General features: G+C 65.1%; 11 protein-coding genes. 3 read left to right on the top strand and 8 right to left on the bottom strand.

Annotation, left to right across the window (positions count from 1 at the left end):
* Positions 1–36 precede the first annotated feature (36 nt).
* From B7X32_RS13380 to B7X32_RS13355, 6 genes are all read right to left on the bottom strand, one after another.
* A complete protein-coding gene (locus tag B7X32_RS13380) occupies positions 37–732 on the bottom strand; it encodes a response regulator transcription factor (protein WP_292720434.1) in 696 nt (231 codons plus the stop codon).
* 104 nt (positions 733–836) lie between these two features.
* Positions 837–1424, bottom strand: a complete 588-nt coding sequence (locus B7X32_RS13375) for a hypothetical protein (RefSeq protein ID WP_292720432.1) — start codon at positions 1422–1424, stop codon at positions 837–839.
* A complete protein-coding gene (locus tag B7X32_RS13370; protein ID WP_292720429.1) occupies positions 1421–2392 on the bottom strand; it encodes an ABC transporter permease subunit in 972 nt (323 codons plus the stop codon). The genes B7X32_RS13375 and B7X32_RS13370 overlap by 4 nt, the downstream gene beginning before the upstream one ends.
* On the bottom strand, positions 2385–3287 hold the full coding sequence (locus B7X32_RS13365; RefSeq protein WP_366246993.1) for an ABC transporter permease subunit: 903 nt from the start codon (positions 3285–3287) through the stop codon (positions 2385–2387). Before B7X32_RS13365 ends, B7X32_RS13370 begins: the two co-directional genes overlap by 8 nt.
* Positions 3284–4021, bottom strand: a complete 738-nt coding sequence (locus tag B7X32_RS13360) for an ABC transporter ATP-binding protein (protein ID WP_292720425.1) — start codon at positions 4019–4021, stop codon at positions 3284–3286. The genes B7X32_RS13365 and B7X32_RS13360 overlap by 4 nt, the downstream gene beginning before the upstream one ends.
* A 347-nt stretch (positions 4022–4368) precedes the next feature.
* Positions 4369–5730 (bottom strand): DHA2 family efflux MFS transporter permease subunit, encoded by a 1362-nt coding sequence (locus B7X32_RS13355; RefSeq protein ID WP_292720423.1) that lies wholly within the window; start codon positions 5728–5730, stop codon positions 4369–4371.
* A 123-nt stretch (positions 5731–5853) separates the two neighbouring features.
* Between B7X32_RS13355 and B7X32_RS13350 the strand changes: the two genes are divergently transcribed.
* Positions 5854–6357, top strand: coding sequence for a MarR family winged helix-turn-helix transcriptional regulator (locus tag B7X32_RS13350; RefSeq protein ID WP_292720421.1), 504 nt, complete (start codon positions 5854–5856; stop codon positions 6355–6357).
* Positions 6357–6542 carry a hypothetical protein gene (locus B7X32_RS13345; RefSeq protein ID WP_292720419.1) on the top strand — a complete coding sequence of 62 codons (186 nt, stop codon included), beginning with the start codon at positions 6357–6359 and terminating at the stop codon, positions 6540–6542. The genes B7X32_RS13350 and B7X32_RS13345 overlap by 1 nt, the downstream gene beginning before the upstream one ends.
* A 16-nt stretch (positions 6543–6558) precedes the next feature.
* Here the strand turns inward: B7X32_RS13345 and lgt are convergent, their stop codons facing one another.
* Together lgt and B7X32_RS13335 are read right to left on the bottom strand one after the other, a co-directional pair.
* The gene (lgt, locus tag B7X32_RS13340; protein WP_366246992.1) at positions 6559–7491 is read right to left on the bottom strand and encodes a prolipoprotein diacylglyceryl transferase; all 933 of its coding nucleotides are present in this window, start codon (positions 7489–7491) and stop codon (positions 6559–6561) included.
* 183 nt (positions 7492–7674) lie between these two features.
* Positions 7675–9342 carry an FAD-dependent oxidoreductase gene (locus tag B7X32_RS13335; protein ID WP_292720416.1) on the bottom strand — a complete coding sequence of 556 codons (1668 nt, stop codon included), beginning with the start codon at positions 9340–9342 and terminating at the stop codon, positions 7675–7677.
* Positions 9343–9610: 268 nt separating this feature from the next.
* On the opposite strand from B7X32_RS13335, the gene B7X32_RS13330 reads away from it, so the two are divergent.
* Complete coding sequence (locus B7X32_RS13330) at positions 9611–9889, top strand: metal-sensitive transcriptional regulator (RefSeq protein WP_292720413.1); 279 nt, start codon at positions 9611–9613, stop codon at positions 9887–9889.
* Positions 9890–10765 lie beyond the last annotated feature (876 nt).

Raw genomic sequence — 10765 nt, 5'->3', positions numbered from 1 at the left:
ATGAGGGTCAGTCGTCGTACAGCAGAGGCGAACATCTCACGGCTCCCCGTCGTCGGCGGGCATGATGATGTACCCCGCTCCACGACGAGTATGGATGATGTCGTCCTCGCCGGGGAGATTGAGCTTCTTCCGCAGGTATCGGATGTAGGTCTGTACGACATTGCTGAAGCCGATGTAGTTGCTGTCCCAGGCATGGTCGATCAGCTCACTCGAGCTGATGACCGTCCCGGCGTTGCGCATCAGGTACTCGAGGACGGCGTACTCCTTCGCGGTCAACGGGATGCTGCGTCCGGACCGATGTGCGGTGCGGGTTGCAGGATCCAGCTGTATCCCTCCGCGTGCACGGAGCATGGGGGGTGTTACTCGGGGTGATCGGCGCAGCAGAGCCCGGACTCTCGCAGCAAGCTCATCAAGATGAAACGGTTTAGCCAGGTAGTCGTCTGCGCCACCGTCGAGGGCGCCGACTTTGGATGCGACGGAGTCGAGTGCGGTGAGCATCAGGATGGGCGTGTGCGGTCTCAGCTGTCGCAGCCGCGAGCACACCTCTATTCCGCCTCGCGGGTGGCCGGGCAGCATGATGTCCAGGACCGCCAGGTCGTAGGCCTCGAGCTCGATCGCTTCGACCCCCGATTCCACGGAGTCGGCGTGATCGACCGCGTACCCGTTCTCGGTCAGAGCGCGAACGAGAATGCTGGCGATTCGGACATCGTCCTCAACGATGAGCAGCTTCATGATCGGGTTGAACCTGTCTTCATGTCCTCATTCGGTTGACGTTTGACTGTAGCCGATCGACCTTTCGGACGTGTGCCCGCTCTGACGGCGTCGTGAGGTTGTCGTCACCCGCCGACGACTTCTCCGGTCCCTGCGCCCTTGGTTGCGGAGCCTTTCGCGATGGCCGCGTCCTTGGCGCTGACCTGGATCGCGAAGTCGACCTTGTTCGTTGAGCTGCGGTAGATGCTGTACCGGTTCTCTGCGTAGTGGTGCGGCCCTTTCTCGTTGTCGAAGAAGACGGTCGTGGTTGCTCCTGCCGGGAGCGTGAGGTCCGTCAAAGGCAGGTAGTAGGACTCGGACGCATGCGTGGTGGCATCCGTCATCGTGTAGAAGACTTCGAACCCGGTGAGGGTCTTCGTGGACGAGTTCTTCAGAGTGATCTGCAGCCGGTCCCCGATCGCCTGCTTGGTCGATGGGTCCACGTTGTTCTCAGCCATCGCGTTCTCGATCGACAGCCCGGGCTGCGTGCTGGGGTTCTGGATCGGGTTGGTCTTGACGGGCAGTAGTGAAGACGCTGTGCCAGGAGACGCCGTCTGAGTGGTCGACCCGTTCGATGCGGTCGGCACATGGGCGGCGATGTTGGCGCCGACGACCACTGCCGCGATCACGGCAGCGGCGGCAACGATGAGGGCGATGAGGGCTTTTCGATTCATGGGAGCTTCCTTCTCAGAGTGCGCCGGGTGGTGGCGAGCAGGGCAAAGATGACGGAGGCGACGCTCGCTGCCATCAGCGTGATGGCGTACGGGAACATGTCCGCCCAGATGTATCGGAGCGACTGCTGGTTGTATTGCTGCTTGATTCCGGTGAAAGCGAACGACAGGCGTTCGAAGTGCTTCTCGATCGAGGACACCTCGATCCCGTTGCGGATCGTGTCGAACCCGCTGAAATGCGCCATCACCGTGAGCTCATCCGCCTTCTTGATCTGGAGAGATGCGAACAGTCCGCCAGGCACCTGGTTGTCGGGATCCATGGTGTCCCCGATCTGGGGCATGATCAGCACCACGACCAGCCACACGACGAGGCCGACGATCAGCCCCGCACTGAGCTGACGGGACAGCGCCGTGATACCGACCGACAAGGCGCTCCAGAAGATCAGGTACACCCAGGCCACGACGGCCAGGATGAGCACGCGAACAAGATCGTGACCGGATAGCGCCGCACCACCGACCGTCGCGACGGCCAGCACCGAGACGAGACTGATCGCGGCGACGATGACGAACCAGACGAACGACAGTGCGACGAGCTTGCCGCCGGCCAGGGAGAACCGACGCAACGGACGCGTGAGAATGAGATCGAGTGTGCCCCGGTGCTTCTCCTTGGCGACAGTGCCGTACCCGAGTACGACCGCGAGCAGAGCACCGAGGATCTCGACGTACTCGATGCCGCCGCGGAGCAGCTGCAAGGGGAAGAGTTGCGGCGCCGCGGGGACGGCGGTGCTGTTCGAGCTGGACAGCTGGCTGACGTACTGGCGGTAAGCATCGAGTTGCCCGTGGAAGTCCGCCGAGCCGATCAGCACCGAGATGACGATACTGACCGTGAGGAAACCCAACAGCACGCCCAGGAGTGGATCCCGTCGAAGATCCAGTACTTCCTTGTATGCGACGGCGAACAGGTCAGTCATTGAGTACGCTCCTCATCCGTTGACGAGTTGTCGCCGCCACGACGAGGGCGAGGATGACGGCGAAGGCCGCGACCGCGATAACCCCCGACACCGGGTCACCCGTGGTCGTGGCGTCTCGGAGCAGGATGGCGGAAGCATGCTTGAACTGTTCAGTCACCGCGAACGGGCCGGTGACCAGGTTGATGGCGTCGAACACTCCGCCTGTGGGTGCAGGAACAGAGGGCACCGGGTTGAGCAACGCCACCGGCCGGGCGGCCGTCCCTAGCTGTGGGAGAACGAAGGTGATGAAGCTCCAGATCACGAAAGGGATCAGCAATGCTGTCGTCTCCTTCTTGCTGTAGATCCCCGAGATCATGCCGAGCGCGCAGAAGCCGGTCAGTAGCACCCAGGACAGAACGGCAAACAAGACGAGACGCAGGGTCGAGTCCGGCCCCAGCGGCCCCCGGGAGATCACCGAGAGGCCCACCCAGCTCGCGACGATGCTGAGTGCGACAACGGACGCGATCACGACGCTCAACGCCGAAAGCTGGCCCAGCAGGCGTGCGACTGCGTTCGTCGGGCGGCTCAGGATCAGGTTGTAAGTGGTCGCCTTTCGGTCGCGCAGGGTCGCTTGCACTCCGAGCACGATGGCCATGAGGGCGCCGATGAGGACAACGTAGATCACGGAATTGTGCGCGTAGTAGAGCGGTGACGTCCCATCGAAAGGGTTCGGCGCGGACGTGAGCCCGGACGCCGTGATCTGCCGGTACACGGCAGTCACCGTGCTCCGGGCGCTCCATCCGATGACAGCGGACAGCGACACCATCCCGAGGAACACGTACAGCAGCACTTGCGGCATGCGAGCCCGCCTCGTGCACAGCAACTCGTGTTCGAAGGATGCAGCGAAGCCGTTCATCGGATCGGCGCGGACTCGAGGGCGAAATACAGAGCCTCAAGCGAGTCGTCCCCCGGGTACGCGTCGCGGGTCTCCGCGATCGTGCCGTCGTGTACGAGGGCTCCGTTGCGCAGGATCCCGATGCTGGTACAGGTCTTCGTCACCTCCGACAAGAGATGCGTGTTCATGAAGACCGTCATCCCGAACTCGCTGTTGAGCCGGGAGATCGTGTCTCGAAGGCCCCGCACGCCTTCGGGATCGAGCCCCGAGGTCGGTTCGTCCAGGAAGAGCACCGTCGGTGCGTGCAGGATCGCCTGAGCAATACCGATCCGTTGGCGCATCCCTTTGCTGAATCCGCCGACACGGCGATCCTCCACGCCACCGAAGTCCAGGAAGTCAAGGACTTCGGAGATCCGCCGATCCGGTCTCCGCAACCCGGAGAGTCGTCCGAAGAACCGCAGATTCTCTCTGACGGTGAGGTGATCGTAGAACTGCACGTTCTCCGGCAGGTAGCCGATCGACCGCCTCACCTCAGCAGCCTGGGTGGCGACGTCGTACCCGTTCACGAGCGCGGCACCCTCGGTGGGCGGGATCAGCGTCGTCAGGACGCTGACCGTGGTCGTCTTCCCCGCGCCGTTGTGCCCGAGAAGCCCGAAGATCTCACCCCGCGGAATCTGCAGCGACAGATCGCGCAGAGCATCCCGTGTCCCATAGGAAACACTCAAATGCTGCGTCTGAATGGCGAAATCAGTCATGCCTCCGAATGTATGCAGTGCTATGTGAGATGAGAGTGAGAGAGCTAACCCGTCCTTGCCAACTCTCATCGACCGTCAAAGGATGTTTCCGGCGGGTGCCCGGCGGTACCGCACCGGACACAGGGCTCCGGACGACAGAACCGACCTTGCCGAGCACCACCGTCGGGCGAGCCTTCCTCAGCAACTGGAGTGTCTCGGTACCCCCGCGCCCTGCTGGTGTCACGTTCATCGCGTCGACGAGCCAGCGCGACGGGGCCCCGGGCGTGGGGCGACGCCGTTGCTTCGGCTGTTCGCACCGGCCTCGCACTCAGCTCCCCGATCCTGTCTAGCGGGACGATGAAGCTCCATCACGCGCGGCGGGTCCGCCTGGGAAGTTGTGTCAGGCACACGAGCGCCGCGACGGCAGCGATGATGGCGAGGACGGTCACGGCGATGTGGAATCCGGATTGGCTGTCAGAGTGGCTGGCGGTGGAGCCGAGTGTGTACGCGGCCGCGGCGACGGCGACGCCGAGGGATGTGCCGAATCCGCGGGTCATGTTGAGCACGGCGCTGACCATTCCGGCGTGATGTGCCGGCCCTGCAGCTGCGACTGTGGCGTTGTTCGCGGGTGTGAACAGCCCCAGGCCGATACCAATGATCAACAAAACCACGCCGAGTGCCCACAACGGCAAGGGAGCGAAGGCGGCGATGGCCAGCGCTGCCGCGGTCAGCGCCATGCCGACGGTGGTGGGCAGGGCAGGGCCGACCCGGTCTGTGACGCGACCGGCAAGGGGTGCGATCGCGCCCAGCGCGGCAGGGAGGACCGTGAGCACGAGACCTGCGGCGGCAGCGGTGAGGGCGAGACCCTCGACGAGGTAGAGCGGGAAGACGAACAGCACACCGAACAGGACCAGGTAACAGAGCAGCCCGGTCAAGATGCCGCGGCTGAAGGCGGGCGAGCGGAACAGGTCCAGATCTACCAGCGGGTTCGCGACGTGATGCTCGATCCAGACGAACGCGGCCAGAAGAAGCACTCCGGCAACAAGAGCGATCCCGGTCGAGGGGTTCAAGGCCTGGCCCCGAGAGGCGGCGGACAGCGTCCACAACAGCAACCCGATCCCGGGCAGCAAGGTGATCAGTCCCCACCAATCCAGGCGCGTGCGTCGGGCCTTGACTTTGGTGCGCGGCAGCAGGAACCAGGCCAGCCCAACACCGAGGATCCCCGCGGGAATGTTCACGAAGAAAACCCACCGCCAGCCGCCAAGCCCGACCAGCAGGCCACCGACGGATGGCCCGAGCGCCAGCCCGATCGCTTGTGCAGCCCCCTGCAGGCCGATTGCCCGGCCCAAGCTCGTGTTCGGCACATTTGTACGGATCAGGGCGACGCTGTTGGCCTGCAGCATCGCCGCGCCGATGGCCTGGAACACTCGAGCGAGCAACAGCCACTCGATGTTCGACGCAACCGCGCACGCGAGCGACGCCGCGGTGAACAGGACGAACCCGTAGATGTAGAGCAGCTTCCGCCCGAACATGTCCGAGACCCGCCCGACCGCGGCGATCGTCCCGACCAGGACGAGCAGATACACCAGGGCGACCCACTCGACCTCATCGATCGACGCGTGCAGGTCGGAGCGCATGGCCGGAATCGCGACAGTCACGATACTCGCATCCAGCTGCCCCATGAACGCCCCGACACACACCGTTGCCACGATCAGCCACGGCGCGCGCACGGAGTCTCGAATTGATGCCGGCCGAGCAGCCTCCCGGCCCAGCCATCGCCACCACCGACCCTCACGCGATCGTTCTGTCACAGAACAAGTCTATATAGGGACATCTCCGGTAGGCTACCGGGCATGGCAGCAGAGGGCGCGAACTCGAGTGACGCGTGGGCGTTCACGGATGTGATCACCCGGTTGCGGCGCAGTCTGCGAGCCAGCGTGAGGTCAGACCTGCCGTGGGAGTCTCTCCCGATGGCGCAAGTCGAACTACTGCAGCGGCTCACCGACGAACCAGGCCTCGGCGTCAGCGAACTCGCCGCACGGCAACGACTCGCCCGCAACACCGTCAGCAACCTGGTGCAGCAGATGGTCACGGCCGGGCTTTTGGAGCGACGAGGACGTGACGGTGATCGTCGCGCGGTGACGCTGACTCTCACAGACTTCGGCCGCAAACGACATGGACAATGGCAGCATGCCAACGAGGACCGCGTGCAGGCGGCGCTGGGAGACCTCGCAGCGAAAGACACAGCCGCGATTGTTGCGGCGCTGCCCGCTTTGGCCCTGTTCGCGGAACGCCTCGAAGCACACGCCGAGCTGGAAACCAACGACGTGCACCCGCCGTCAACGGAGGAGGACTGATGCCCCGCGTAACCCCCCGCTATCGATGGGTGCTTCTGCTCGACGTCAGCGCAATCATCGTGTTCATCATCCTCGGGATCTTCGCCCCATTGCAGCTGGTGTGGTTCGTGTTCGCCGCTCTCTGGGCAGCAGTGGCCGTACGACGTGCGATTCTCGAAGTGCGCCGCAAGCGTCTTGATCGCTAGGCAACCGCGCCTAGGCTCACCGTGGTGCGCTCGTCGTGGCTTGATGCTCACCGACATCGTGCGATGAGTCTTTCTCTTTCGTGGACTGAGCCTCTTGCATCGCCACGCGCGATACTCCGGTGAAGGCTGACGGCTCGGCGCCGGGATGCCTTCGGGTCTGCACGACGAACAGTACGATGCCGAGGGCGACCGCAAAGAGTGAGGCCCACACGTTGGCGGGGACGCCCAGGAAGCCGATACTGGAGGGGTCGATACGGATCGACTCGAGATAGCTGCGGCCTGCACCGTACCAGATCAGGTAGGTGGCGAGCACCTTGCCCCACTGCAGGGCGAACCGGCGCTCCAGGAACAGGATCAGCGCGAACCCGAGTAGGTTCCAGACGATCTCGTAGAGAAACAGCGGCTGGAATAGCGTCCCTGCGGGCAACCCCGGCGGAAACTTCGCATTGGTCGACTCGATCTGCAAACCCCACGGCAGCGTCGTCGGGAGCCCGAACAGCTCGTGGTTGAAGTAGTTGCCGAGTCGACCCAGCGATTGGGCGACCAGCAGGGCTGGGGCGAGCGCGTCGGCGATGCTCCAGAAACGCACCTGGGCTCGCCGGCACGCGATCCAGATGCCGACCGTCCCACCGATCAGCGACCCGTACAGGGCGTTGCCGCCGTCCCAGATCGCGAACACGTTCCAGAGGTTGTCGCCCGGTGCGAAGTAGTCCCCCACGTGAGTGAATACATGGTAAAAGCGTGCGCACACGATCCCGAGTGGCACGGACCACATCGCAATATCCACCGCGAATCCCGGCTCAATGCCACGACGCTTCAAGCGCCGGCCCAGGATAAGCGTCGCCACGATGATGCCCGCGATAATGCACAACGCGTAGGCGTGAACCGTCACCGGACCGATCTGGAACTGCGCCCAAGATGACGGCGGGCTAGAGATGCTGGCTTTCAAAGTCCGCGCTCCAGTTGTCTGGTCCGGGCAGAGACCCCCGGACTCTCGCCAGCTTACGTCGTGCAATCCCAGGGTCACCTGAGAAATCGTCCCGGCCGCACAACAAGTAGGCCCGCGAACCTGGTCCGACTCCGAGCAGTGCTCAGAGTGCGCCACTCATCGGCTGCGAAGCGCGGACCCCGATCACGAGATAGCCAAAGACGTAGCCTCCTCGGTCGCCGCCGCGTGCGTCGGTTCTATGCCGGCCTTCCAGGTCCGGTATCCGCCGTCGAGGTTCCGGACCTCGAAGCCGCGCTGGGCGAGGATGCGCGTCGCGAGGTGTCCGCGCAGACCGACTTGGCAATGCACGACGAGGGGCGCCGCCGGCAGCTCGGACAGGCGGTCGCGGAGTTCGTCGAGCGGGATGTTGATCGCGCCGGGGATCGCGCCGTTCCCGAACTCCTGGGGTGTGCGGACGTCGACGAGCACGGCGCCGGCGGCACGGACCTCCGCGAGCTCATGCCACTGCACGGTCGGAGTCGTCCCGGTACGAGTGTTCTCGGCGACGTAGCCGAGCATGTTCACCGCGTCCTTGGCCGAGCCGAACTGTGGCGCGTAGGCCAGTTCGAGCTGTGCGAGTTCGGCGGCGGGAAGCCCGGCGTGCATGGCGGTGGCGATGACGTCGATGCGCTTGTCGACACCGTCCGCCCCGGTGATCTGGGCGCCGAGGATCCGGTCCGAATCGGGGTCGGCGAGGAGCTTCATGGAGAGCGTCTCGGCGCCGGGGTAGTAGCCGGCATGGGAGGCGGGATGGATGTGCACGGCGTAGTACGCGCGTCCTGCGCTGAGCAGCTGCTTCTCGCTCCATCCGATCTTGGCCGCCGTCGTGTCGAACACCTTCACGATGCCCGTTCCGATCGCCCCGCGGCTCGCGCGGTCGCGTCCGGCGATCACGTCGGCCACCATGCGCCCGTGCCGGTTGGCGAGTCCCGCCATCGTGATGAGCGCTCCGCCGCCGCCCACGAGGTCGGTCTTCTCGACGCCATCGCCCACGGCGAAGACGTTCGGATCGCTCGTGCGGCAGGACGCATCGACCGCTATCCCCCCGGTCTCGCCGATCCGCAGCCCGGCGTCAGCGGCGAGGGCGCTCTCGGGGACGACGCCCGACGCGTCGATCACGAACTCGGCCGGCACCGTCGCCCCATCGCTCAGGACGACCGCGCCGCGCTCGACGCGGTCGATGGTCGTCTCGAGGCGGACGTCGACGCCGTGCGCGCGCACGGTGTCCGCGATCGGCGCGGCCATCTCGGGATCCAACGGCGAGAGCAGCTGCGAGCCGCGATGAACGAGGGTCACCCGCGCGTCCCGCGCGACCAGGTTCTCGACCGCTTCCAGGCCCGTGTAGCCGCCTCCGACCACGACGACGGGCGTACCCGGCCGTGTCAGAGCCGCGGAGATCGCGTCGGCATCGTCGACCGTGCGCAGACTGAGGAACGGGACCTCCCCGGCGCTCGCCTCGCGGTGGGGCCGGGCCCCGAGTGCGAGGACGAGCCTGTCGTACGTCTCCGTGCTGAGGATCCCGCTCCCGAGGTCTATCACCTCGACGGTCCGCGCGGCGAGGTTGATGCGGGTGACCTCGTGCCGGACCCGGACATCGAGACGGAATCGCCGATGCAGCGACTCCGGCGTCTGCAGCAGCAGCGAGGAGCGCTCGGCGATCGCTCCGCCCACGTAGTAGGGAAGCCCGCAGTTGGCGTAGGAGACCTCGGGGCCCCGTTCGAGCACGACGATCTGGGCGGACTCGTCGAGGCGGCGCAGACGCGTGGCCGTCGACATTCCGCCGGCGACGCCTCCGACGACGATGACCCTCACTGGATCACCGTCCGAACAGCTTTGCGAAGAAGCCGCCCTCACCCGGCTGCGAAGCGGCCTGCGGATGGCCGGCGCACCACTGAGATGCCGGCACGGTGCGTCGCACCGCGTCGACATGCTCACCGCAGCCCGCCCAGGTCGTCTTCCCGCAGGTCCGACACGTCACCGCACGACACATGATCCACTCCTCGCTCAGATACCCCCCTAGGTATCTACGACTATACCCTAGGGGGTATCCTGTTCAGACACGCACGAGCAAGGAGAGAACATGACGATCGCGGCGGAGGACGACCAGCGCAAGATCCTGAATCGCCTCAAGCGGGCACAGGGCCAGCTGGCGGGCGTGATCGCCGCGGTGGAGCGCGGCGGCGACTGCCGACCGGTCGTGACACAGCTAGCCGCCGTGTCGTCCGCACTCGACAAGGCCGGGTTCCACATCATCGCCACCGCGATGAAGGAGTGCCTCGCCGACCCCGAGGAGAGCGAGAACCCCGAGGGATCCGTGTCGTTCGCAGAACTCGAGAAGCTCTTCCTCTCCCTCGCGTAGTGTCGGCGCGATCGAGATCGACGCAATGCGTTCGAGCCTTGGCTGGAGACCGCGTCTCGTGGAGGACGAGCGCGCTCAGAGAGGTTACATGGTTCCTTATGAACTGCTACTTCGACCGATCGTGCAGGTCGGGTGAGAGCGGGAGGAACTCGGCTATCGCGCGGCCTGTGAGCGGCAAGGCCTGTGAACTCGAGCATCCCGGCGAGTCCGCGCGCTCGCCAATCCTTCCTCGACAGGTCGATTGCGTCGACAGGTGCGAGAAGACGAGGCAGCAGAAGGCAACCTCGGACCTTGAGGGTGAGGATGGTCGAAGCATCCAGACGTGACCGGCTAGCAGATTAGTCTGCCACCACCATGCATCCGGTACCCGCTTGGGCCCTGCCGGTCCTTGACATGCGATCGAGCCGCAATCCATGCCGGAAAACCGCGCCACGGGTCGACAAACGATCACCCCGGCATTCCCAGCGTGAGCACGGCGCTGGCTCCGCGCTCAGCAGGCCAGGTCGAGCACCTCAGATCTACGACCATGACACACGACATCGTCCGGGTCCCGTGATCGTGATTACGACGACTCTGGTATCGCGCCGCTGAACTTCACGACCGACTACTTCCATCCCGACGACCTCGCCGCAGCCGACTCCTGGCTCCGTGACGTCGAAGGCCTGCACTTCGGATCCGCCGTCGGCCGCATCCACACCTGGCGGCAAGGCCACACCACCGGATGGGTGTTCCGCGAAGGCGACGGCCCGCACGACCTCTGCCTGCTGACCTGCTGCCTGTCCTGCTACGGCTACCCCACCCACGACCGCGACCGCACCCGTGCGCAGGGCGAAGCGCTGCGGACCTGCAGCTGGATCCAGCTCACCCTGAATCAGG

The sequence above is a fragment of the Microbacterium sp. 13-71-7 genome, from assembly GCF_002257455.1.
In the GTDB taxonomy this organism is placed as follows: Bacteria; Actinomycetota; Actinomycetes; order Actinomycetales; family Microbacteriaceae; genus Microbacterium.
Note: the sequence above shows the minus strand (reverse complement) of the source record. Positions and strands in the feature narration are given on the sequence as shown.

What these genes read in the sequence shown, in the direction of transcription:
- B7X32_RS13380 (WP_292720434.1), bottom strand. Translation starts at nt 732, where the DNA reads ATGAAGCTGCTCATCGTTGAGGACGATGTCCGAATCGCCAGCATTCTC.
- B7X32_RS13375 (WP_292720432.1), bottom strand. Translation starts at nt 1,424, where the DNA reads ATGAATCGAAAAGCCCTCATCGCCCTCATCGTTGCCGCCGCTGCCGTG.
- B7X32_RS13370 (WP_292720429.1), bottom strand. Translation starts at nt 2,392, where the DNA reads ATGACTGACCTGTTCGCCGTCGCATACAAGGAAGTACTGGATCTTCGA.
- B7X32_RS13365 (WP_366246993.1), bottom strand. Translation starts at nt 3,287, where the DNA reads ATGAACGGCTTCGCTGCATCCTTCGAACACGAGTTGCTGTGCACGAGG.
- B7X32_RS13360 (WP_292720425.1), bottom strand. Translation starts at nt 4,021, where the DNA reads ATGACTGATTTCGCCATTCAGACGCAGCATTTGAGTGTTTCCTATGGG.
- B7X32_RS13350 (WP_292720421.1), top strand. Translation starts at nt 5,854, where the DNA reads ATGGCAGCAGAGGGCGCGAACTCGAGTGACGCGTGGGCGTTCACGGAT.
- B7X32_RS13345 (WP_292720419.1), top strand. Translation starts at nt 6,357, where the DNA reads ATGCCCCGCGTAACCCCCCGCTATCGATGGGTGCTTCTGCTCGACGTC.
- B7X32_RS13330 (WP_292720413.1), top strand. Translation starts at nt 9,611, where the DNA reads ATGACGATCGCGGCGGAGGACGACCAGCGCAAGATCCTGAATCGCCTC.